Source organism: Companilactobacillus crustorum JCM 15951 (genome assembly GCF_001434585.1).
Lineage (GTDB): Bacteria > Bacillota > Bacilli > Lactobacillales > Lactobacillaceae > Companilactobacillus > Companilactobacillus crustorum.
Genome location: NZ_AZDB01000034.1, coordinates 1 through 22,837 on the forward strand (window position 1 = coordinate 1; position 22,837 = coordinate 22,837).

General features: G+C 34.2%; 22 protein-coding genes. 4 read left to right on the plus strand and 18 right to left on the minus strand.

Features of this window, described 5'->3' with window-relative positions:
* From FD26_RS08665 to FD26_RS08675, 3 genes are all read right to left on the minus strand, one after another.
* The coding region (locus tag FD26_RS08665) for a family 1 glycosylhydrolase (RefSeq protein WP_156401794.1) at positions 1–205 on the minus strand (205 nt) is incomplete at its 3' end.
* Positions 206–218: 13 nt separating this feature from the next.
* Positions 219–563: a PTS lactose/cellobiose transporter subunit IIA gene (locus FD26_RS08670; protein ID WP_057868039.1), complete on the minus strand. Its 345-nt coding sequence runs from the start codon at positions 561–563 to the stop codon at positions 219–221.
* 28 nt (positions 564–591) lie between these two features.
* Entirely contained in the window at positions 592–1,452 is an 861-nt protein-coding gene (locus tag FD26_RS08675) for a PRD domain-containing protein (RefSeq protein WP_057868040.1), read from the minus strand.
* Positions 1,453–1,924: 472 nt separating this feature from the next.
* Between FD26_RS08675 and FD26_RS08680 the strand changes: the two genes are divergently transcribed.
* Positions 1,925–3,619: a hypothetical protein gene (locus FD26_RS08680; RefSeq protein ID WP_057868041.1), complete on the plus strand. Its 1,695-nt coding sequence runs from the start codon at positions 1,925–1,927 to the stop codon at positions 3,617–3,619.
* 40 nt (positions 3,620–3,659) lie between these two features.
* On the opposite strand, the gene FD26_RS08685 is transcribed toward FD26_RS08680, so the two are convergent.
* The 14 genes from FD26_RS08685 to FD26_RS08755 all read right to left on the minus strand — a co-directional run bounded on the left by FD26_RS08685 (position 3,660) and on the right by FD26_RS08755 (position 17,933).
* On the minus strand, positions 3,660–4,445 hold the full coding sequence (locus FD26_RS08685) for a hypothetical protein (protein WP_057868042.1): 786 nt from the start codon (positions 4,443–4,445) through the stop codon (positions 3,660–3,662).
* A 103-nt stretch (positions 4,446–4,548) separates the two neighbouring features.
* Positions 4,549–6,240 (minus strand): FAD-dependent oxidoreductase, encoded by a 1,692-nt coding sequence (locus FD26_RS08690; protein WP_057868043.1) that lies wholly within the window; start codon positions 6,238–6,240, stop codon positions 4,549–4,551.
* A 22-nt stretch (positions 6,241–6,262) separates the two neighbouring features.
* The gene (locus FD26_RS08695) at positions 6,263–6,751 is read right to left on the minus strand and encodes a prolyl-tRNA synthetase associated domain-containing protein (protein WP_057868044.1); all 489 of its coding nucleotides are present in this window, start codon (positions 6,749–6,751) and stop codon (positions 6,263–6,265) included.
* Positions 6,752–6,847: 96 nt separating this feature from the next.
* Positions 6,848–7,300 carry a hypothetical protein gene (locus FD26_RS08700; RefSeq protein WP_057868045.1) on the minus strand — a complete coding sequence of 151 codons (453 nt, stop codon included), beginning with the start codon at positions 7,298–7,300 and terminating at the stop codon, positions 6,848–6,850.
* Positions 7,301–7,308: 8 nt separating this feature from the next.
* The gene (locus FD26_RS08705) at positions 7,309–8,460 is read right to left on the minus strand and encodes an ABC transporter permease (protein WP_057868046.1); all 1,152 of its coding nucleotides are present in this window, start codon (positions 8,458–8,460) and stop codon (positions 7,309–7,311) included.
* Positions 8,453–9,130 (minus strand): ABC transporter ATP-binding protein, encoded by a 678-nt coding sequence (locus FD26_RS08710; protein ID WP_057868047.1) that lies wholly within the window; start codon positions 9,128–9,130, stop codon positions 8,453–8,455. The genes FD26_RS08705 and FD26_RS08710 overlap by 8 nt, the downstream gene beginning before the upstream one ends.
* Before the next feature lie 12 nt (positions 9,131–9,142).
* Positions 9,143–10,054, minus strand: coding sequence for an efflux RND transporter periplasmic adaptor subunit (locus FD26_RS08715; protein WP_057868048.1), 912 nt, complete (start codon positions 10,052–10,054; stop codon positions 9,143–9,145).
* Between the two features lie 264 nt (positions 10,055–10,318).
* On the minus strand, positions 10,319–11,719 hold the full coding sequence (gene nhaC / locus FD26_RS08720) for a Na+/H+ antiporter NhaC (RefSeq protein ID WP_057868049.1): 1,401 nt from the start codon (positions 11,717–11,719) through the stop codon (positions 10,319–10,321).
* A gap of 398 nt (positions 11,720–12,117) precedes the next feature.
* A complete protein-coding gene (locus tag FD26_RS08725; RefSeq protein WP_057868050.1) occupies positions 12,118–12,771 on the minus strand; it encodes an amino acid ABC transporter permease in 654 nt (217 codons plus the stop codon).
* A 12-nt stretch (positions 12,772–12,783) separates the two neighbouring features.
* A complete protein-coding gene (locus FD26_RS08730) occupies positions 12,784–13,422 on the minus strand; it encodes an amino acid ABC transporter permease (RefSeq protein WP_057868051.1) in 639 nt (212 codons plus the stop codon).
* Positions 13,419–14,246, minus strand: coding sequence for a transporter substrate-binding domain-containing protein (locus FD26_RS08735; RefSeq protein ID WP_057868052.1), 828 nt, complete (start codon positions 14,244–14,246; stop codon positions 13,419–13,421). The genes FD26_RS08730 and FD26_RS08735 overlap by 4 nt, the downstream gene beginning before the upstream one ends.
* A gap of 13 nt (positions 14,247–14,259) precedes the next feature.
* Positions 14,260–14,997 (minus strand): amino acid ABC transporter ATP-binding protein, encoded by a 738-nt coding sequence (locus FD26_RS08740; RefSeq protein WP_057868053.1) that lies wholly within the window; start codon positions 14,995–14,997, stop codon positions 14,260–14,262.
* 376 nt (positions 14,998–15,373) lie between these two features.
* Positions 15,374–17,164, minus strand: coding sequence for an FtsX-like permease family protein (locus FD26_RS08750; RefSeq protein WP_057868055.1), 1,791 nt, complete (start codon positions 17,162–17,164; stop codon positions 15,374–15,376).
* A gap of 10 nt (positions 17,165–17,174) precedes the next feature.
* Positions 17,175–17,933 (minus strand): ABC transporter ATP-binding protein, encoded by a 759-nt coding sequence (locus FD26_RS08755; protein WP_269466457.1) that lies wholly within the window; start codon positions 17,931–17,933, stop codon positions 17,175–17,177.
* A gap of 200 nt (positions 17,934–18,133) precedes the next feature.
* Between FD26_RS08755 and FD26_RS08760 the strand changes: the two genes are divergently transcribed.
* A complete protein-coding gene (locus FD26_RS08760) occupies positions 18,134–19,594 on the plus strand; it encodes an APC family permease (protein WP_103429349.1) in 1,461 nt (486 codons plus the stop codon).
* An 83-nt stretch (positions 19,595–19,677) separates the two neighbouring features.
* Positions 19,678–20,610, plus strand: coding sequence for a DHH family phosphoesterase (locus FD26_RS08765; RefSeq protein WP_057868057.1), 933 nt, complete (start codon positions 19,678–19,680; stop codon positions 20,608–20,610).
* 111 nt (positions 20,611–20,721) lie between these two features.
* Here the strand turns inward: FD26_RS08765 and FD26_RS08770 are convergent, their stop codons facing one another.
* Entirely contained in the window at positions 20,722–21,378 is a 657-nt protein-coding gene (locus FD26_RS08770; protein ID WP_057868058.1) for a histidine phosphatase family protein, read from the minus strand.
* A gap of 162 nt (positions 21,379–21,540) precedes the next feature.
* Between FD26_RS08770 and FD26_RS08775 the strand changes: the two genes are divergently transcribed.
* Entirely contained in the window at positions 21,541–21,909 is a 369-nt protein-coding gene (locus tag FD26_RS08775; protein WP_057868059.1) for an SLAP domain-containing protein, read from the plus strand.
* Positions 21,910–22,837: the final 928 nt, after the last annotated feature.

Below are 22,837 nucleotides of genomic sequence, written 5' to 3' on the forward strand. Positions count from 1 at the left end.
CATTTACACAAGATATTTTACGCTCTCGATAAAAATCACTGGCCGGATCTGGTGCAAAACGACCTTGAGCTTTCAAATAATCATCCCACATTGTTTTACCTTTGCCATCGACTTTTGTAGCACCTTCAACTTGATAAGCTGCAGTAGCTCCACCCCAAATAAAGTTTTGAGGTAATTTTTTAACTCGCTTTAACCCTACACTCACACCATTGCCTCCTTTATTTCATACCTAATTGTTTTTCAATTTTATCGATTCTTTTATATTCATCGATAAAGAACTTAACTTCATCCATCAACATCATCGTTGTCATCAAAGTATCCTGACCGTGAACCATAATGAAAGTAACATCCATATCTTCCCCGCCAGCCTCTTTGCTCAATAATTTAGTTTGCTCATTGTGAGCATCGACAATTGATTGATTAGCTTCTTCGACACAAGCATTTGCCTTATCAAAATTACCTTCCTGAGCATTCTTCAAAGCCTCAATCAAACTTGTCTTAGCATCTCCTGCATATGCAACAATTGAAAAACCTGTCATTGAAATTTCTTCTTTAGTTGCCATATTAATTCCTCCAAATATTTATCATTAATTATTTTTCTTGTATTAACCTTTGAATATGAATTACAAAATAAATTAATTCGTTGTCATTAAGCTTGATCTGCAAACGTTTTTGGATTTTTTCACAAATTTCACTAGCAATTCGATATGACTTGGGATAAAGCTTTTGAAAATCAGATTCAATGTCTTGATTCAAAACCCGTTTATCCTGTTCATCAGTCTGTAAACGGGCTACCAGATACTGCAAATGTATCATCAGTCGATCAAAATAATTCTGATTAGTGATATTTCTTGTAATGCCATATTCTCTAAAGACATTTTTAACAATTTTATTCACATTATCGCCAAAATCGGTTTGATCTATCTTTTTAGTTTCTTCTGCATTCTCAGTGCCATTAGCATTAATAAAATGTAACGCTATCGGCTGAGCAGCATCTCTTGGAAAATGAACATTAAGATCATGATTGATCATTTCAACTGCCTTATCTGCAATTGCGTATTCTGTTGGATACTTAGCACTAATATCAGGAACTGTACTCCTTTGGTATTTTCCTGCCATTATATGTTTGTAAGTTTGTGCAATATGATCCGTCAAAGTTACATAAATATAATCAAGAACGGGGTAATGAAAAGTTTGTTTAGCCATTTCAATAATGGCAAAACTAGTCATAGTAATATCAATGGGAACATCTTTGAGTAAGGTACCAAATCGTTGCTTGGCTTCATTAGTATTCAAGTAAAAAATTCGTTCCACTTGCGTCGGTAGAATATTGTCGCCATGTCGCTTCTGAAAGCCAACACCCTTACCTTGGACAATTGCTTGATCTTTCTGACCAACGTCTACCAGAACTGTATTGTTGTTGTAAACCCGATTTACTACCAACAAAGCCATCCCCCTCCTTTCTCGAAAAAAAATGACCATAAACTACGCCCTAAAAAGCGAAGTTCATGGTCATGCCTAATTTAATAGTAACAATCCAACGTTTTATTTAACTTACGAAGTTANACGTTTTATTTAACTTACGAAGTTAGTATAACTGCTATTTTTCATTTTGTAAACGTTTTAATTATAAAAATAATAAATAATCATCATATTACATGAAATATCAATCTACATTTCAATTAAAATTCTTTTTGAAAAAAAGTCTTTTATTTTCTGCAATAATTATTATTACAATAAATTTAATTAAATAATTTTTTTATTTAAAAAATTTCAAATTAGCATTATTAAAGATTGCTATCACAATAATACCAAGATTTAAAACTTTTTAAGTATTAAAATAATTCTAATTTGGTCTACCGATTCTTCTAAAAATACTATAGACTATTTATTAAATTCACATTTGGAAGGAGAATTTTATCGTATGTCAAAGTCAATTCATGCTATCGAATCAAAAGCTTTTTATCTTAATCCTAATCGCTCAGTTGCCGTCATTAATTATAATGAGGAATATATCCAAGATATTTTTCAACTAATCAATAGTCAAGGATTCCATAATCTTGTTGAGCTTTACCTTGCTGAGAGTCAACGTGCTGTAACTAATAAAGTCGAAGGTCTGAAGGCAGATACTTATATTAATATTTTAAAGGCTATTTTGATCGATGATAAACCTAGCTATGAAAAATACGGTAATGAACAGATTCTCAAGAGTATCGAAGATTTTTATTCATACTATCGATCATATTTTAGAGTTTCCCTAATCAATAAACACAGTAGTGCCATTGTTAAGGGCAACTTTATGAATATTGACAATCGTTTTAATGAAGTCGTTATTCATCTTTATCGAGCCATTGAAGAAAAGCTTCAAGGGTTCACCAATAAGACTTATCGCCAAATCAATGCTGGAACTAATGCCTGTGTCTTAACCCAATCAATTAAATGGAATACTCCACAAAAATATCAGGCTCTAGAAAGTATTCGCTTCCTCGATACAATCATGTTGCGTCCGCCAATGATGATGCACACCAAAAGCAACAAACGTGAAGGTGTATTCAGTGCCACTTCTAATAATCCAATTGAAAAATTCGATGGTACTCAAAAAGATTGGTATTGTTTCCCTGCTAAAATCGGTGAGAGTTTAGCCTTTATCTACTTTCACCGCGATTATTTTGTTAGTGGAATTGCTTTAGCTAACTTATTTGAAGTCGCTGATGAAAAAAGTATTGCTGGACAAAAACCGGACGAAATAATTCTCTTCGGTCTTAAAAAAACTGAGGGCGATGTCAGTCATTACTATCATGATGAAGAAAACGATATTTGGGTCGGTGAAGTTCCTTATAACGATAAAACGACTTACTTTGGCTACATGAAAAAAATGTGTTTAACCGTTCATAACTTACATATGATTTATGAAAACAGATTGCCGATTCACGGATCAATGGTCAATATCAGCTTCTCAAATGGCAAAACAAAATCAGTTGTTTTCTTCGGCGATTCAGGCGCTGGTAAATCAGAATCAATTGAGGCTCTTCAAGAAATCGCTGATGATAAAATTATCAATATTGAAACTATTTTTGATGATATGGGAAGTTTCGCCTTTGATGAAAGTGGCAATATCTATGCCCAAGGAACTGAAACCGGAGCTTTTGTGCGTTTAGATGATTTAAGCAGTTCCGTCGCTTTCAACAATATGGATCGCGGTATTTACTTGAATCCCGAACTGAAAAATGCACGAGTTATTTTGCCAGCTAATACTTATAAACATGTCGTTGAACGCCACCAAATTGACATGTGGGTCTACGCTAATAACTACGATTCAAAAATTGGTTTGCATCAATTTCCTGATGAAAAACAGGCTAAAGAAACTTTTATTGCTGGTAAGCGTAAGGCTTTGGGAACAACTGACGAAATTGGCATGAGTACTACTTTCTTTGCTAATCCCTTTGGACCTGTTCAAGAAGAAGCTAAAACTCGTCCTATTATTGATAAAATTTTCAACAAACTCTATCAAGATAACATCTACGTGGGAGAAATATACACTCACTTGGGCTATGACAAATCTAAAGACAGTTTACAAGAATCTGCTAAAGAACTATTAAGTGAACTAATGAATAATTAAAAAAGGCTGATAACATGGCAAAATCAACTTTGTCGCCACGTTATCGGCCTTTTTCGTTATATTTCTTATTAATTTGATCCGTTAATTTTTGTAAAGCTTTAGTTAAATCATTATTTTTAGCTGCTCTTTTATTAACTTTAGTATTGTTAAGTACATATTTTTTCTTACCAGGATTTTTAATCCAAACGTTATATTGCTGATTACTAATTGCATAGGAATTGTTTATGGTAAAGCCACTCTGCTTCAAAGCATCGTTATACTCAGATGATTCATCAATTACATTGGGTATTACCCCAGTAATAATTTTGGAACCAATTTTAGGTAACGGTGCTTCTTCAATATTAACTAATATTTCATGGTTAAAATCCTTAGGTTTACTCATATTAGCATACCAGTGATCAAAGGAAACCAAGCCTCCAGCCATTGCCAAATAGATCCTTTTGCCTTGGATATCTTTATCGCCACTAATAACTTTATCAATATGAAGTTCCACTTTGGTATACGCCATATTCTTCGGACTATTCATTTTTTGAAGATTATAAACGGTTCCTTCAATTACTAATTTGCTATGATTCTGCAACTGTTCTAAAGATGAAGCAATCGGTTCGCCATCATTTTTTAACTCGTTACTTTCAATTACGTCAGCGTTTGCGATTTGCTTATCCCATTGTTTCCTATTGCTATTAATCATTCTATTAGTATTGCGTAACGTTCTAGTTTCTTTCTGATGCTGCGTCATTGATGATTTTAAGGTATTGACGCTGTACACAGACAGTACTAGTCCAAATACTGATAAGCTCAAAATAATCATGAGTATTTTTTTCATCGCAATTCTCCTCGATTGACATTATCGCACGGGTTGAATCGTTATTATACCGCGATTATTTTATATAAAAAGTGAAGTTATTTTCATCTTAAAAATCAAATTACTAATAATTTGTCACGATAGATTGACGTTTAGTTGTCATGTCCTTAAAGTACTCATATTGAATAAGTTCTCCATAAGACCCTGAGATATTTGTTATATTTTTATATCCCAAATTATTCAAAGCCCTCACCATATTGTAGCTTCGCTGACTTGATTGACAGTGAATATAAACTGATCTATCCGTAGGTATTTCCTTCAATCGTTGTCTAAATTGGCTTAAAGGAATATTGACAGAAGTCTTAATATGACCAGCTTTATATTCATCGGGTTCACGTGCGTCGATAATAAATGCCCCTGTTTCAACTAATTCTCTTACTTGACTGATCGGAACCTGACGATATTCATCATTCAAAATATTTTCAGCCACTAACCCTGCAATATTAACGGCATTCTTAGCGGTGCTAAACCATGGAGAATAACATAGCTCTAAGTGGGTCAAATCGGAAATATTTCCATGCATCGTGATCATCGTCGCAATGATGTCAATTTGTTTATCAACACCTGATTGTCCAATTGCTTGAGCTCCCAAAATCTCTCCACTAGGATACCCAAAGATTAATTTTAAAAATATTGGCGTAGCACCAGGCATTATACCAACTTTACTTTGTGGTATAACGGTAACGAAACGATAAGCAATATGGTTTTTCTGAGAGGCAGCAACAGTTAATCCAGTTGAGGCCACATTATTATCAAAAAGATGAATTACTTGAGAGCCAATAACGCCTTTATTTTGAATCGGGCGACCAGACATATTGTCAACTGCATCTCGAGCTTGCATTTGAGCTGGAAAAGCCAATGCTAAACGTGTTTTTTGTCGAGTAATTCTATTAGTAAGTTCGATAGCATCGCCGATGGCATAAATATCAGAAACTGTAGTTTCATAATGTTGATCAACCGCAATTGCCCCTGTTTCTCCAAGCTTGCAGCCCGCTTTTTGTGCTAAAGACACATCTGGCGTTACCCCAATCGCCATAACCACAGCCTGAGCCAATATCTCTTTTCCAGAATTTAAAATTACTCTATCATCATTAATTTCAGATAGACCATCATTTAAAATTACCTGAACACCATGGTCATAAAGATTTTTATGAACCAGTTGGGCAAAATCATCATCAATTGTTCCTAGTACGTGATCAGCTGCCTCAATGACTGCAACCTTTTTTCCAGCCTGAACCAAATTTTCACAAACTTCTAAACCGATAAAACCACCGCCGATAACAGCGACATTCTTAACTTTATTTTCAGTCAAATAAGTTTGAAGCTTTTTAATATCAACTACATTTCTAATTGTAAATACATTTTTATTAGTGATTCCACCAATTGATTTAGGAAGGATTGGCTTAGCTCCTGGAGATAATATCAATTTGTCGTAGGAAACATTTTTAATTTCAGCAGTTTGAGTATTTCTTACTTGAATCGTCTTCTCGGGTGCATTAATATCAGTAACTTCAGAATTTACTTCTGCATCAATATTATATTGATCTTTAAACTGCTTGGGGGTTCGCATTACAATACTGTGAGCCTCTGGTACCACCCCACTTAAATAATATGGCAATGAACAATTTGAAAAGGCGACGTCTGGACCTTTTTCAAATATTCTAATATCAGCGGATTCATCTAATCTACGCGCTCTAGCAGCCGCTGACGCTCCACCACCGACGCCACCAACAATAACGATTTTTGTCCGATTCATCACACTCAGCTCCTTTAGAATTTTACATTTCAATCACATTATATTCGTATCCTAAATCGTTTAAAAACTTTTTTAAATCAGACATTTTCACAAAGAGCGTTTTAGTATTGTCATTAGGATGAAAAGTTAGAGGCAATTCCCCTATGATTGATTTTTCAAAATACACTTTTACATCCCTAGCACTATTATTTAATAATCCAAATATCGAAACAAAACCAGGCCTCAAACCTAATTTATCAAATAAAATCTTTTCTGAAGCAAATTTAATGTGCTTTTCGTTAACTCTTTCAGCAAATTTTTTCATATCGAGTCGTTTATCATCGGCCATAAAAACTAAATAGAAATTTCTCTTTTTATTGTCAGTTAAGAATAATGACTTAACCTTCATCCCTGCTTTACCAACAACATATTTATCAGCTTCTTCTGAGGTATATACTGCCGGATGTTCAACCATATCAAATTTTATATCTAACTTATCAAGTTCCGCCTTTACTTGCTCATATGGGTTCATAGAGATATCTCCTCGACCATCGTTTTTTATGTAAAAAAAGAATTAATCCACAAACATGCTGGATTAATTCCATTTCATAAATATTATTAAATTAGTTTAAAACAATGACAAGATAAACCAAATACCTGTCAAAACGCTAACTTTAATTTTATCAGATTGTGGCACTTCTAAGAATTTCCAATTAAGACCTGCCAACGTACCAAAACCAATAAAACCAGCAATTCCATTGACCCAAATATTTGTCTTACCAGCAATTAAATAAATTACGGCAATTAACAAGGCTACAATTGTTAAACCAATAGCCATATTAACAATCAAGGTTGTTTTATAGTTATCATTATTTCTCAATAATAATGTAAATAACCAGTAACCAATTCCAAAAGTAACTAGAGCACCTACACAGTAAATCAATAGTTTTAGCCATTTACCCATTTGTGGCATGCTACTAACATTAGGATCAGAGATAATCATTTCAATAACTGTCATAAAAATACTAACTAGGAATACTCCAAAGACAGAAAGTTTATCTAACTTGTATAATTTTTTCATATTTTCCCCTATTCTTCTTTCAATAATCCGACTAGTTCTGACTTAGCAGCTTTATTTGATGGAATGAATCCAAAAATCAAACCAACTGCGGTTGAAACTGATAATGACAAGATTATTGCATATGGCGTTATAACGGCCTTGAATGGCAAGAATGCATTAATTATTGAAACTAATATATAGCCTAAAATCATTCCAATAATTCCTCCGATCACACAGAGTACAACACTTTCGATCAAAAATTGATTTCGAATATCACTTGATGTGGCACCAAATGCTCGACGAATACCAATTTCTTTACGACGTTCTGAAACAGTAATGTACATCACGTTCATAACTCCAATACCAGCAATCAATAAGGAGATCCCGGCAATAAAGGCAATAAAGTAAGTAACATCATTTAAAATTCTAGTAAATTGTTTACTTATCTGATCAGGGTTAGAAACTGAATATTTACCAGTCTTTTTCTCCTCACCCATTTGTTTCATTCTCTTGACTGCAGCTTTACCAATCTGCTTTTTGCTAGCACCATCATTAACATAAATCTTCGCTTGATCCTTGATAATTTGGTTAGCAAACAGTTGTTTAAAAGTTGTCTTAGCAACATACGCATCTGGACGATACTCCATTGAGCCAATGTGATAAATTCCTTGAACCTCATAGATAGTTCCATCAATTGAAATTAAACGATTAATAGCATTTTCCTTAAATAGCTTGTGTGCTAAGTCTTCAGAAATATAAACCCCATTCGATGCACCTGTCATCGTAAAGTAAGTTCCCTTAACTAGCTTCAAATGCTTAGGCTGTTTATTTAATCCAATCGAAAAATTTTTTGTCTTATATTGTGCCTTAGCCCCAGCTTCAGCAACACTACTTGTTAATTTAACATGGTCTACACCTGGTATTCCTGCTAAAGCAGAAGCATCATTTTGAGTGAAACCACCATCTGTATTGTAATCAGAAGTTGGCTCCCATTGGATAATAACCTTGTTACGCATATTGTGGTTCCCCATACCTTTGATCATGGTATGCGTAAATCCATCCCCAATTGCCAAAATACAAATAACACTAGCAATCCCAATAATAATTCCTAGCATCGTTAGAAAATTACGATTTTTATTCTTACCAATTGATTTGAGCGCGATCATAAGTTTATCAGTCATGATTTTTCACACTCTTTTCATCGTTATATAGACGACCGTCACGAATATAAACAGTACGCATAGCATATTCAGCAACTTCGCTATCATGCGTAACCATAATAATGGTAGTGCCAGCCTGATTTAATTTTGTAAAAATATCCATAATTTCCTTACTAGTTTTGGAATCTAAAGCTCCTGTCGGTTCATCAGCAATAATCAATTTAGGGCGGTTAACAATAGCCCGAGCAATCGCTACACGTTGTTGTTGACCACCGGATAGCTCAGAAGGAATATTCTTCTCTTTGCCTTTTAGTCCCACCTTATCAATTACATCCGCCACTAATTGACGTTTTTTATTTTGTTCCTTTTTACTATAAATGAGTGGAACTTCGATATTTTCATAAACATTATAAGTCGTTAATAATTTGAAATTTTGAAAAACAAATCCCAACTCATCGCCACGAATTTGTGAAAGCTGATTATCATTAACATCTTTATATGACTTATTTTCTAGCAAATATTCACCAGTATAACTTTGATCCAGTAATCCTAAGATATTGATCAAAGTCGATTTACCAGATCCAGAAGGTCCCATGATAGCCAAAAATTCGCCATCAGCAACCTCTAAATTGATATTCTCTAAAGCAGTGAACTTGCCATAAGTTTTTCCTACATCTGTAACTTTAAGCATTATTTCACCGCCTTATTTTAAGACTAGCTTGTCGCCAGCTTTAAGCCCATCGATCACGTAGTAATCTTGATCTTTTTTAGTCATGGTTACATGCTTCTTGTGTTTCTTATCATTCTTTAAAACGTAAACTGTATTTTTACTCCAAACCGCCTTAGATGGAATCTTATAACCATCTGATTCTGTCTTAATTTGAACGTGCATACCGTATGGTAGTTTATCATCCGTTGCAACACGGAAGTGATAATAAGAAACGTTATGAGTACTGTAAGGAATAGCATCCTTTTGTTCATAGTTACCTGAAATCTTTTTACCATCATTTTTAATAACAGTTACATTAGCACCTAATTTGATCTTATCTAAACTATACTCATTAACATTACCCTCAATAACAGGTGCCCCATAAATATAGCCTCTACCAGCTTCATCCTTGAAATAAGTTCCGCTGATAGGTGCGGTAACGGTTCTGCTTTGAGCTTTGTTTAATTTATTAACTTTAGCTTGAGCTTGAGCTAATAATTCTTGATTTTTGCTTAATTCAATTCGATCAGCAGTCTGTTTATCTGATGAATTGTAAGCTTGAATAGCCAATTGTGCTTGTTGAATTTCTGCATTAGCACTAGCAATATCACTACTCATATCACGATAAAAAGTAAATAATACTTGCCCCTTAGTAACTTTTTGTCCACTGATAACATGAGTTGAAGCTAGAGTTTCATCCTCTGTTTTTGGTTGATCGCTAACGGCTTGTTTATCATTTTCTTGAACAATACCGTTGAAGTAATCAGTGTTATCACGTTGAACTGTATAAGTCTTGTAATCAACTTTATTATTATTATTCTTAAAACCATTTCCCAAAACTAGAAAAAGAATAATAGCAATTAAAATAACATTAATACTCCAAATAGCAATTTTAATTTTCTTCATAATCAATCTCCCTAAATTTGCTTCTCTTAAATAGCATAACAACTTAAAACTAGCCAAAAATTGACATACTGTCAATGTCGAAATTAAAAAAATAGAGCATTTCTGCTCTATAAATCATCAATTAATAAATTTAAAAGAAATATTACCAGTATCGTTAGCGGTTACAGTCTTTAAGAAAAACTCAAAAAATATTTTTTTATTAAATAGGGAAATAAAGCTCCTTAATTTTGAAATAATTGTCTTAATAACTAAGCTCTTAGCTTTTTAGGCTGTAACAGTTTGGCTATTTTTGGCCTGGCGTTTCAAACCAATTCCTGTAAAACCACTAATAATAGAAAGAACTGGTGAAAGTAGACTGAAGAAACAGAATGGTAGGAAGGCCAAAGTAGGTACGTCCAAGGTATTTGCAGCAAAAGCACCCGCTACACCCCAAGGTATCAAGTAATTAATTACTGTTCCCCCATCTTCAAGAACCCGGCTCAACGCTAAATTATCTAAACCACGTTCATTAAATGTTTCTTTAAAAGCCTTACCTGGCAAGATAACTGACAGGTATTGCTCACCAACAAAGATATTCACACCAATACCCGAAAGGATAGTTGCAGTTACTAATGAGCCTGGCGTCCTGAGGCGCTTAGCTAACGGAGCCATTGCTGTTTGAATGACGTCAAACTTCATTAGTAAGCCACCTAACGACAACGTTAGAAAAATTAGTGAAACTGTACCCATCATCGAACTAATACCACCACGAGTCAATAAAGCATCCACACTAGCATTGCCGGTTTTTGATACAAATCCATTTTCAATAAAACTAGCAATTTCTTTTACTGAAGTATTAGGTTTCTCTACAAAAATCATTCCGACCGTAACTGTAATGTTCAAAATCAACGTTGCGATGGCTGGAACTTTCATAATTGCACAGATAAATAACAAAGCAATAGGTAGAATGGCCCACCAAGAAATTACGAAATGCGTATTTAAAACAGCTAATGTTGTATTAATTTTATTTAAACTATTGCTTGAACCAGCATTACCTAAAATTGCGTAAAGAATCAGAGAAATTAAGAATGCGGGTATCGTCGTCCACATCAAATTTTTGATATGAGCAAACAGATCATCTTCAGCAATAGCTGCAGCTAAGTTAGTTGAATCTGAAAGTGGCGAAGTTTTATCACCAAAGATTGCTCCGGAAATAATTGCTCCAGCTACTAAGGCTGGATTCATACCTAAAGTTTGACCCATTCCGAAAAGAGCAATTCCAATTGTAGAAATAATCGTAAAGGCACTTCCGATTGAAGTACCGATCAAAGCACAAACTAAGAAAACCGAAGGAACGAACCACTGAGCTGAAATCATGTGAAAACCAGCGACCATCATTGAGGGAATAATCCCTGCAGCAATCCAAGTTCCAATCAAAGCACCAATGAGAATAAAGATAAAAATAGGAATAATCCCATTCTTAACTCCATCTTCAATTCCACCAAATATTTCATCCCAACTGCTGCCACGTACCTTGCTCCATAAAATTAATAAACCAATTACCACTAATACCGGTGTTTGAGGAGATAATCCAAACTTAATTACCCCAAATCCTAGGACAATCAACATCATTACTAATATTAAAATTGCCTCTCTAAAACTGATATCTTTTTTACTCTTATTCATTATTAATTCCTCCATATTATTTTTATCTAATACCTAAAAATCAATATCGAGGATTACCACCACACGTTGTTATAATCATATTTTCTTCCCCTTGGTATAAAAAAAGTCCCTGCTGCAGAAATATGCAACAGGGACGATCGATATACCGTGGTACCACCCAGCTTGAGAATAGTTAAATAACCTATTACTCCACTCTTGAGGATAACGGCCCTCTTATTCCGCTTGGAAAACCAAGTCATGCCTGGTATTTCATAACTGCACCCTGACCGGTTCGCATCAACCACCGGCTTTCTTACACCCAGATACATTACTAATTAATTCAGACACTTATATTTGTTTATTCGATTAACATAAACAATAACAGGCTCAAATTATTCTGTCAACTAATAAATTTATTTTTACGCCATACGACGATCGATGAATTTTGATAATAAGGACAATGCATAACAAACGACAAAGTACATAATTGCCATAGCTACGAAGACCGGAATAATGTAATTAGGGTCCTGTCCGTAAACTACCTGTCCATGTTGCATTAACTCTGGCACAACGATAATAGTTGCCAAAGATGTATCCTTGATTAATGAAATAAATTGACTTACCAAGGCAGGAATCATCTTCTTGTATGCCTGAGGTAGAACAATATGCCACATAGCCTGTGGGAATTTCATCCCCACTGCTCGAGCAGCTTCCATCTGACCAATATCAACGGCCATAATCCCTGAACGAATAATTTCGGCAATCATCATCGATTCAAACACTGTCATTGCCAAAATTGCTGCTGGTATCGTATCTGGCTTAAATCCAAAGGCCGGTAATCCAAAGTACACGAAGAAGATAATCAAAAGTAATGGCAAATTACGAATGACATCAATAATGAGCCCAATTATTTTTGAAAAATAAGGAATCTTCGAGTAACGAATAATCCCTAAGACTGAACCAATTATAAAACTTAAAATCACCGATATAACGGAGATTAAAATTGTGATCCACAAGCCTTGGAGAAGAAATCTAATATTGATCCATGAATAAGCATCTATCCAATTTTGCATAATTTCCCCCTCCTAAGCCAATTTCTTTTCTAAGTGTTGCATATAGTAACTGATTGGCAATGTAATAATTAAATAGAACAGCCCAACAATTATATATGTATTGATTGTATCGAAAGTTTGTGAGGCAATCGCATTACCTTGGTACATCAAATCGAATCCTGCCACGAAAGCCAACACAGAAGAATTCTTAACCAAGTTAACAAATTGATTACCCAATGGTGGAATAACGTACTTAAAGGCTTGTGGTAAAACGATATAACGCATAGCTTGCCAGAAAGTCATTCCTTGAGAACGTGCAGCTTCCATTTGCCCGATATCAACGGAATTGATCCCGGCACGAACTGTTTCAGCAATAAAAGCTGATGTATAAATCGTTAAACCGATTGTTCCAGCAGTAAATCCGTTAATCTTCACCACATATAAAGGGATTACTAAGTAAAAGAACATTGTAATAACTAAGAGTGGAATATTACGGAAAACTTCAACGTAAATATTACCGATTATTCTCACGAACTTGTTAGGAACAACTTCCAAAATGGCAAATAACGAACCTATGATCAAACTGAAGAATAGTGCTAACACACTAGATAAAAGCGTCCAACCAAAACCACTAATAAACTCATTCCAATTATTTGTCAGTAAATTTATCATTTGCGTAGCACCTCCTTGTAGTTAAATCCTGGTACATTACCGAACCATTTAATGATTAATTTATTATACGTACCATCTTTTTCTAATTCAGCCAAAGCCTTATTAACAGCATTCTTAAAGTCAGTTTGTCCTTTATTGATTCCAATTCCGTAGGGTTCAGTTGTAAAGGCTTTTCCCTGCAACTTATAACCAGGATTATTCACTGCCATACCAGCTAGAATGACATTATCTGTTGTCAAAGCATCTCCTTGACCCGATTTTAAAGCTGTTAATGCTTGAGCATAATCAGGTAACTGTAAAACTTGAGCTTTAGGAGCAAACTTCTTTACGTTCTGAACTGAGTTAGAACCAACCACACCGATAATAGTTTTATTATTTAAATCTTGAACTTTTTTGATAGAAGAATTATCTTTTACCAAAATAGATTGTCCAGCGTCAAAATATGAGTTTGAAAAATCAATTGTCTTTTCACGCTCGGGCGTTATGGTCATTGTAGCGATGATAGCATCAATATTACCGTTCTTTAATAGTGGTATACGCGACTGCGATGTAACGGTAACGAACTTTGCTTTAGCATCTTTACCAAGCATTTTTTTAGTTAAAGCTTTAGCAAGATCTACTTCAAAACCCTTTTCTTGACCATCTTTTACATCGACTAAACCTAATAATTTAGTATCGGCTTTCACACCCCAAGTAATAGTTTTGGACTTTTTGTCATTTTCCAAAACATTTTGATCTGACAAAGGCTTTGAACCACAAGCTGACAATGTCAGAACTAGGAGTAAAGAAGTTATGATCAGGGCTATATACTTTAATCGTTTCATATTCTTTATCCCCCTAATGTTTAATGATCTTGCTTAAGAACTGTCTTGCACGTTCATTAGTAGGATGATTGTAAAACTTATCTGTAGCTTCATCCTCTAAGATTTGACCTTGATCCATGAAGATAACTCTATTAGCCACTTCTTGAGCAAACCCCATCTCATGGGTAACGATCAAAGAAGTCATATCGCCTTGACTTGTAACATATTTGATAACGTTCAAAACATCATCGATCATTTCTGGATCTAGGGCACTTGTTGGTTCATCAAATAGCATGCAACGAGGCTTCATTGCCAATGACCTTGCAATAGCAACACGTTGTGCTTGTCCACCAGAAATTTGTGAAGGCATATTGTGAGCCTTATCAGCCAATCCAACTTGATCTAATAAAGCCATTGCTCGTTTTTTGTTCTCATCTTCATTTAGTTTCAAAACAATTCTTGGAGCTAGCATTACATTTTCTAAAACATCTTTATTTGCATATAAGTTAAAATGCTGAAATACCATCCCAACATCTTTTCGTATCAAATTGAGGTTAGTCGATTTTTCACCAATATTATGACCATTAACAATTAATTGACCATCTTGAATAGTTTCCAGTCCATTGACCGTTCTAGCCAAAGTACTCTTACCAGATCCTGAAGGACCTATTAAAACAACAGTCTCTCCTTTGTCAATTTCCAAATTAATATCTTTTAAAGCGTGAAAGTCACCATAATATTTTTGTACATTGCGGAATTCAATCATTGACATATTAATTCCCCCTTCTTAATTAACAATAATTTAATATAGAAATATTTTATTAGGAAAATTTTAATGTTTTCTTTAAGATTTAGCAACAAAAAGACATTTTTTTGATATTCACTTTTCTGCATTGAGTATTTCCTTATGAATATCATAACATATATTTTATATTGAATTAGAAAAAATTTATTGTTTTTATTAAAAATAATTTTAAAAAGCAAAAAAATCCCTGTCTTTCTTCAGTTTAGACAGAGATTTTTTATTAGAGATTTGTTGAGGATCTCAAAATTTAAATTATTAAGGGGGGAAGTGCTTCTCATTTCCGAGAAGCTGAATACAACAGGTAATACCCATCGTATTCAGTCCCTCGGAAGGGACAAAAATTTTATTTTAGAACGATCTTTTTATACAGATATCTAGTTAAGAAATAATATCCTAGATAAAGCACAATGAAAATAATAAAAGGAATTTCGATATTAGCGTATGGTCGATAGAGTATTTTAGAAAACATCTGCAAACCAATCAAAACATGTACTACACCTAGAACAGCTGGGACTGCAAACAGAACAGCTATTTCTTTATTGATAGTTTGACGTAGCACTTTCTGTCTTGTACCAATTTTATAAAGCATGTTGTATCGTTTTACGTCACCATTAGCTCCGGACAAGATCTTGAACATTAAACAACTTGCTAGCATTGCTAAGAAAGCTATCCCTAAGAAAAAGCCCATGAATTCTAGTCCTGAAAAAAGTCCATTGATTAATGTATATGCTTCGTACTTGTCGCTAGCCTGAGTTTTTAAAGCAGGATAACGTTTAGCTTCAGCTTTAGAAATCGATTTAATCGTGGCTAAATTATTTTTAAAGGAATTAGTTTTTACTAAAACAGTGGTCGTTTCTTTAGCATTCAGTGCTTGGTAAGCACTATCGCTGAGAAATTCAGCTTCCATTGTTCTTTGATCTGGTAAACGTGTACCCATTAATTCATAACGAGCACCTTCATTTTTAGCTGGTTCAGTGGTCGTTTGAGTTTTAGAAGCCATTGTTTGGGTATTCATACTTGAATATCCTAACGGCTGATTCTTAAATTCACTAGCACGGTAATAAACTTTTTTACCAAGAGTTTTGTAATTATAAGTATCTTTCTTTTCGCTATTCAAGCTCTTTAAACGCTTTTGTTGAGCAGCGTCAGGATTAGTTACTTGTACGTCATAATAATTTTGTCCGTTAATCACGTTATCAATTTGATTATTGAATCCTAATCCAACAGTGATAGCACCTAAGGCTAAAGCAAACATAATTGAAACCATCGATAGAATCTTCGTATAATCATTAATTCGAAAACTTAATTGTGACAAGGTAAAATTATTTAAACCCCTTTGCGAATATTTGGTATTTCGCTTTAACATCAAAATAACTGCTGTCACGAAAGAATTAATTGTTAAATAAGTTCCAGCAACGATTGTTACTAAGGCTAAAGGAACTCCCAAATAGATAAATACTGGATTGGCGCCAACATAGTACATTGAGAAATAACCAATAGCTAGAAGAATTAATCCTAAAAATGCTTGAATACTTTTTAAAACGCCGTTACGTTTAATCTTAACTGGTTGGCTATCACGATTTAGTAAGGTTAAAACCTTGCTGCGACGTAGAGATATTGAATTTCTGATTGCTGAAAACATGAAGATAATAACGAAGAACACTAGTGTCCATAATAAGGCTGGTAAATAAAAACTATTGAAATGCTTAACTTGCATATCCAATGCATTAATAATCCAGCGACTGACGAAGCTTGTTGCTACAACACCAATAAAGGCTCCAATAACAGTTGAGATAGCTCCAATAGCAAAAGTTTCTACAAAAATCATCCGTGAAATTTTACTACTTTTCGCCCCTAGCATCATGAACATCCCATATTCTTTTTGTCGCATGCTTAGTAAGAAAGTATTGGCATAATTTACATAAACAATTGTAATGATTGCCAATAAGACAATTCCAAAACCAAAGATAAAGCTAGTTGCCGCAGCTGGTGAATTTGAATTCAAAAACGATTTATTAGTTGCTAGCGACATAAACATATAAAAGATAGCTGAAGCAATCATCAAACCGGAAAACAGCACGCTGTAATCACGTATTCGATGCTTGATGCCACTTAAGGCTAATTTATTTAACATGTTGTCCTCCCTATTCTGCAAATGTTCCTAATGAATCTAGAATTTCTTGGTAATATTCCGATCGACTGGAATCATCTTTCTTCAACTCTTGGCCAATCTCACCATCTTTAATGAATAAAATTCGATCACAGAAACTAGCTGAGAAAGGATCATGAGTTACCAGTAAAATTGAAACATCATCTTCTCGATTAATTTTAGTTAATGTATCCAACAAAGCTCTAGCACTCTTAGAATCCAGTGCTCCGGTTGGTTCATCCCCAAAAACAATTGAAGGTTCATGCACTAATGCTCTAGCAGCAGCGACACGTTGTTTTTGTCCACCAGATAGCTCAGTTGGATAATGATTTAAAATATCTGTTAATCCTAGTTTTTCAGCAATACTCATCACTGCTGGTTTGATTGCTTTAGTGGCTTTATTTTGTAAAGCTAATGGTAAAGCGATATTTTCATAAGCTGTTAAATTTTCTAGAAGATTAAAATCCTGAAAAATAAAACCAATTTTATTAGCTCGAAAATCAGCCATTTGATTGTTATTCAATTTAGTAATATCTTGTCCAGCAATCTCAACTTGCCCACTAGTTGGGGTATCCAATGTAGATAAAATATTTAAAAGTGTGGTCTTACCAGATCCAGAAGCACCCATAATTCCTACGAATTCGCCGGGTTTAACTTCAAAATTAACGTCCGACAAAGCCTTGAATTGTTTTTCTCCAGCTTTCCCATAAATCTTCTCAACGTTTTGTACTTCGACGATTTTTTGCATATGTATCTTCCTCCATTTGATAAGAGTTATCTTTCTAACTCCCTAACCGATATCTATATATTAAGGGATAGCAATTTTTAAGTCGTTTGATTCCTCTTACAATTACTTACATTTTTGTAAGTCAATGTCACATTAAACGATATAATGTTGTTGGACTGTTTTTTGCAAGGATGTCCTAAAATAAATTACTAAGGGGTGTATTTCCGATGGGGAAAAAATTGCCAGAAATGGATTCTAAAAAATCCTATATTAGCTGGCCTGTCGTAGCCTTAATGGATTTTGTTACCGTTATTGGCTTTGACGACATTGTCTATAATTTTCATAATCAAGGTCTTGGGATCGTTTTTACCTGGATCGTAATGCTATTTTTATTCGTTGTACCTTATGAAATGATGGTTGGTCATCTTGGCTCAACTTTCAACGAAGAAGGTGGTGGCGTAACTTCTTGGGTTCGTGCCACTGGTGGAAATGTTTGGGGCTATATTTGTGCCTGGACTGTTTGGGTCTCTAGCTTGCCTTATATTGTCGATGTTGCTAACTCAACTTTGGTTTCCTTTGGTTGGCTAATCAATGGTAACAGTTCTATGTCAGATAAAATGAGCAATTCGATGTTTGCTTTACTGACAGCCGTTATCTTTACTGTTTTTATTTTTATTCAGCACTATTTAAGAAATTCATTACAAATTTTAAGTATCATCGGTGGTGGTGCTATGTTTATCATCACTATCTTGTATGTCGTTATGACGATTGTTTATTTAGGTCAAGGCAATATGCCACATACTCAACCCTTTACCTTTAAATCATTCATACCAAAATTTGACATGCACTATCTATCTACATTTGGACTAGTTATCTTTGCAATGAACGGATCAGAATTTGCTGCTCCATATGTAACTGAAATGAAAGATGGAAAACGCGATTTTCCTAAAGCTATGTGGATGCTGGCTATTATGACCGGTTTCTTAACTGTTCTTGGATCATTTGCCTTGGGTGTTTTCTTCAATGCCCATCATTTACCAAATGATTTAAAAATGAACGGTTCTTATTATGCTTTCCAATATATGGGACAGGAATTTGGTATGGGTAGATTCTTCCTATATCTCTTTGCCTTTACCCAAGCTATGTATATGATGGCTCAATTAGCAGTCTTGCTTGATGCTGGGACGAGAATGTTCCTATCTGATACCGCTAAAGAATATTTGCCAAAAGGGCTTACTAAAACAGATAAACGGGGCTTACCAATCAATGGTTACTGGCTAACGACTGGTATCTGTACGCTTATTATGGTCATGAGTGCTACTTTGCCAAATATGAATTCTATCTTCAATCAACTTCTAAACTTAAATGGAATCGTTTCACCATATACAACTTGTTTCTTGTTTAGTTCCTTCATTTTAGTTCGACTACATGAAGATCGTTTCCATTCAGACTTTGTCTATATCAAGAACAAATATTTTGCCATTCTTGTCGGTATTTGGTGCTTTGCCATCACTTTTGGGGCAGCTACTTTAGGTATCTTCCCAACTGATGAAAAGCCTGGTACGGCCGCTTGGACACACGTTTTAAGTCTAAATATTATTGAGCCCTTATTGATGATTGCTATCGGAATCATCTTGCCTCTAATTGCTAAATACCAACGTTCTAAAAAGACAAATCAAACACTTTAAATAGTTTCTAATTGACTTAACCCTTACTAAAAGGTTAATTTGAAGTAAGCATTATAAATAATTAAATATTGGAGAGCGGTCTTATGGTTGATGAAATTCTAAAATATATCGAAAGATACGATACAATTATCATTCTCAGACATCAAAATCCAGATCCAGATGCCATTGGTTCACAAATAGCTTTGTCATCCATGCTCCAAAAGACCTACCCTCAAAAAAATATATATGTCACAGGAATTGATTTACCAGTTTTAGACTGGATCGGTAAAATGCAAAAAATTTCGCCTGAGACATATCAAAATGCTTTAGTTATTGCTGTTGATACCGCCAATGCTCGCCGAATCGATAATGACGGCTCATATAAAAAGGCCGCCAAAATCATCAAGATTGACCATCATCCCAATGTCGATCCATTTGGAGACATTAATTGGGTAGATGACACTTCTTCTAGCTGTGCAGAAATGATTTATACCCTAACAGAACAAACAGATATGCTTAATCTTTCTAAAAGAAGTGCTTATTGTCTTTATGCCGGCATTGTTGGCGACACTGTTCGCTTTTTAAATGGTGAAACCAGCTATAAAACCTTGATGATTGCCGCAAATTTAGCCAAAACAGGCATTGATATTTCAGAAATTGCCTTGCATGAAGACGAAATGTCTCTGCAAGTAGCTCGTCTGGAAGCCTATATCTTAAACAATTTAAAAATTACCGATTCAGGTTTGGGATATATTATTATCCGTAAAGATACCTTAGAAAAATTCAATTTGGATGATGGCGAAATCGACAAAGTTGTTCCTTTAATTGGTCGTATCAATAATGTCAACAATTGGATCGTTATCAGTGAAAAAGAATTGAACAAATTTAGAGTCAACTTACGTTCTAAAAACGTCTCAATCAATGGCGTTGCAGAAAAGTTCGGTGGCGGCGGTCATCCTTTAGCTAGTGGCGTTTATGTTGGCAGTATGGAAGATATTGAAGCATTGATTAAAGACATGGACCGTTTAAATAAATAATTTTACCTCGGTTCTAGATTGGTTAAATAGTTGATAGTTTTCACTTAAAAATCTACAAAAAATACCTAATGACTTTAATTTTTTAGTCATTAGGTATTTTTGTATTTAAAATCAAATATTCTCTTTAACAGCCTCATTATAATAAACAATTTGTGGTTTAAACTTATCACCATCAAAATGAACCTTTGTTAAAGAAAGATTATTAGGCTCCACTTTATTTAACAAAAAGGGCGCATAAATATTAACCAAAGCCGTTAAAATAGCACTATGAGTTACCACAATAACCGGTTTAGTTTCGGTTTTAAGAATCTTTTCAATCCCACCGGAAAATCGTTGCCAGAATTCCTTGCTACTCTCAGCTAATTTGGTTGGATCTGATTTGGCGATTTTGTCTTGCATTTGATTGGCATTCATTTCTTTTAAAGTTTCATCAACTGATTTTTCAAAAATTTTAATATAAACTTCTTTTTTTGATTGTCCCTCAAAACTGCCATAAAATTGTTCCCTTAGCTCAGGCATGGTAACCATCTTCATGGGTTTGCCACCAGAAGCTTTTAAACCATTGTTTAATTCTGTAACAGTTTGAACCGATCTATTCATATCACTACAGTAAATTGTGCTCGAAATATCACCTAGATTACCTAAAGTACGTCCCATTTTGTAAGAATCCTCATGACCAGTTTTAGTCAACGGAGTATCCGACCATCCTTGCATTTTGTCCAAGTGATTAAAATAAGTTTCTCCATGACGAATAAAGTAAATATCCATACTAAATCAACTCCTGAATGTATTTCAATTAACATGAGAATTGTAGGCTTGTCCGAAATAAAAGACAATTTATTAGAATTTTAACTTTAGTTGTTAATGGAAATATTCCGTGATACGATGAAATTGCATCTAGATTCAATAAAACGATTAAAGGAGTTTGAAATGAAAAAATTAATTGCTTCGGTCTTATTAGGCATTTGTCTTATTCCAGCAGGAACAACTAATCTTGCTTTAGCCAGCACTACTAGCAATACCAAAACCCTCATCATCGCTGAACCAGTAAAATATGACTCATACAGATATCAAATATACAAGAAAAGCCACGGCAAAATGTTTGCTGCTGGTAATCCCATTAAAACTTACAACAAAAAGGGTATGAAAAATTGGAAAGCCCAATCTGTTAAAATCAACGGTAAAAGTTGGTGGAAGATTGGTAAGAATCAATATTTCAAACCATCACAACGTGTTAAAACTGTTAATGTTGAATCAATGGAACAAAACGGTCAAAAAGTTAAAAATTACGTTAATTAGACAAAATGCCGTAACTCAAAATTGGGTTACAGCATTTTTTTACTTAAATGACAAAATCTAATTACTATTAATCCCTCTTTATTCGTGCTTTAATACAAACAATTAAAGTGCTTACGAAATGAAGTGGGTCAATATGAACAATAAATTTGATATTTTTTATCGCTTTATTATAGCCGCCCTATTAATTATTAATATTTTCTTTTTTGTCACCAAAGGCCAAGTTTCAATTGACTGGATCGCACTGTTATGGTCATCAATTATTCTGTACAGATTTATTCAAGGAAAAAATTAACTAGATTGCTTTGCATCTTTTGAAAGTTCCTTTTTAGCGTAGAGTTCATTGATTAAGATATTATCTTTATTTTTGATAATTTCTGTTACGCCTTACTTATCAATAAATTCTAAATTCTTTCGCTTCAAAAAGGATATTATTGTTGGCAGCATCATATGCTCTTTAGAGTTCGACCAATAATAACGTCCTAAATCTAAGATGATTTTCAAATAAAAATTTTTATCATTCATTCTTAAATTTCTCTAGTCAAAAGCGCAACTACCATGTACTGATAATTACCCACATTTAATTTCTATAAAAGAAAAAGACAATCAATTTCCTATTTAAGATCAACTGTCCTTCCTATGCTATTTAATTTTTCAAAGAGATAATGGCATAATTTATATCACGCCATATAAAATGCAATTTCACCCTGTACATACAGCGTTTTCCGCTTGCTAACGTCTATTGTTTCTTCTGTTCACTTTGGATATATAAAGAGGGCTTAGAAAGCTCTCAGGCTCGCTTAATCGCCAAAGTGAAATGTCCTCTCTCCAATATATCGTCCACTACCGCTGGCGGATTACTCTGTCGGTATTGAATGGTCCATCTAGCTTTATTCCGATTTTATTTTCCCTCAATTTTCAAGTCAAGTGC

Bases quoted from the DNA above. Each gene is read 5' to 3' on its own strand.
- FD26_RS08670 (WP_057868039.1), bottom strand. From the start codon at position 563: ATGGCAACTAAAGAAGAAATTTCAATGACAGGTTTTTCAATTGTTGCA.
- FD26_RS08675 (WP_057868040.1), bottom strand. From the start codon at position 1,452: ATGGCTTTGTTGGTAGTAAATCGGGTTTACAACAACAATACAGTTCTG.
- FD26_RS08680 (WP_057868041.1), top strand. From the start codon at position 1,925: ATGTCAAAGTCAATTCATGCTATCGAATCAAAAGCTTTTTATCTTAAT.
- FD26_RS08685 (WP_057868042.1), bottom strand. From the start codon at position 4,445: ATGAAAAAAATACTCATGATTATTTTGAGCTTATCAGTATTTGGACTA.
- FD26_RS08690 (WP_057868043.1), bottom strand. From the start codon at position 6,240: ATGAATCGGACAAAAATCGTTATTGTTGGTGGCGTCGGTGGTGGAGCG.
- FD26_RS08695 (WP_057868044.1), bottom strand. From the start codon at position 6,751: ATGAACCCATATGAGCAAGTAAAGGCGGAACTTGATAAGTTAGATATA.
- FD26_RS08700 (WP_057868045.1), bottom strand. From the start codon at position 7,300: ATGAAAAAATTATACAAGTTAGATAAACTTTCTGTCTTTGGAGTATTC.
- FD26_RS08705 (WP_057868046.1), bottom strand. From the start codon at position 8,460: ATGACTGATAAACTTATGATCGCGCTCAAATCAATTGGTAAGAATAAA.
- FD26_RS08710 (WP_057868047.1), bottom strand. From the start codon at position 9,130: ATGCTTAAAGTTACAGATGTAGGAAAAACTTATGGCAAGTTCACTGCT.
- FD26_RS08715 (WP_057868048.1), bottom strand. From the start codon at position 10,054: ATGAAGAAAATTAAAATTGCTATTTGGAGTATTAATGTTATTTTAATT.
- nhaC (WP_057868049.1), bottom strand. From the start codon at position 11,719: ATGAATAAGAGTAAAAAAGATATCAGTTTTAGAGAGGCAATTTTAATA.
- FD26_RS08725 (WP_057868050.1), bottom strand. From the start codon at position 12,771: ATGCAAAATTGGATAGATGCTTATTCATGGATCAATATTAGATTTCTT.
- FD26_RS08730 (WP_057868051.1), bottom strand. From the start codon at position 13,422: ATGATAAATTTACTGACAAATAATTGGAATGAGTTTATTAGTGGTTTT.
- FD26_RS08735 (WP_057868052.1), bottom strand. From the start codon at position 14,246: ATGAAACGATTAAAGTATATAGCCCTGATCATAACTTCTTTACTCCTA.
- FD26_RS08740 (WP_057868053.1), bottom strand. From the start codon at position 14,997: ATGTCAATGATTGAATTCCGCAATGTACAAAAATATTATGGTGACTTT.
- FD26_RS08750 (WP_057868055.1), bottom strand. From the start codon at position 17,164: ATGTTAAATAAATTAGCCTTAAGTGGCATCAAGCATCGAATACGTGAT.
- FD26_RS08760 (WP_103429349.1), top strand. From the start codon at position 18,134: ATGGGGAAAAAATTGCCAGAAATGGATTCTAAAAAATCCTATATTAGC.
- FD26_RS08765 (WP_057868057.1), top strand. From the start codon at position 19,678: ATGGTTGATGAAATTCTAAAATATATCGAAAGATACGATACAATTATC.
- FD26_RS08770 (WP_057868058.1), bottom strand. From the start codon at position 21,378: ATGGATATTTACTTTATTCGTCATGGAGAAACTTATTTTAATCACTTG.
- FD26_RS08775 (WP_057868059.1), top strand. From the start codon at position 21,541: ATGAAAAAATTAATTGCTTCGGTCTTATTAGGCATTTGTCTTATTCCA.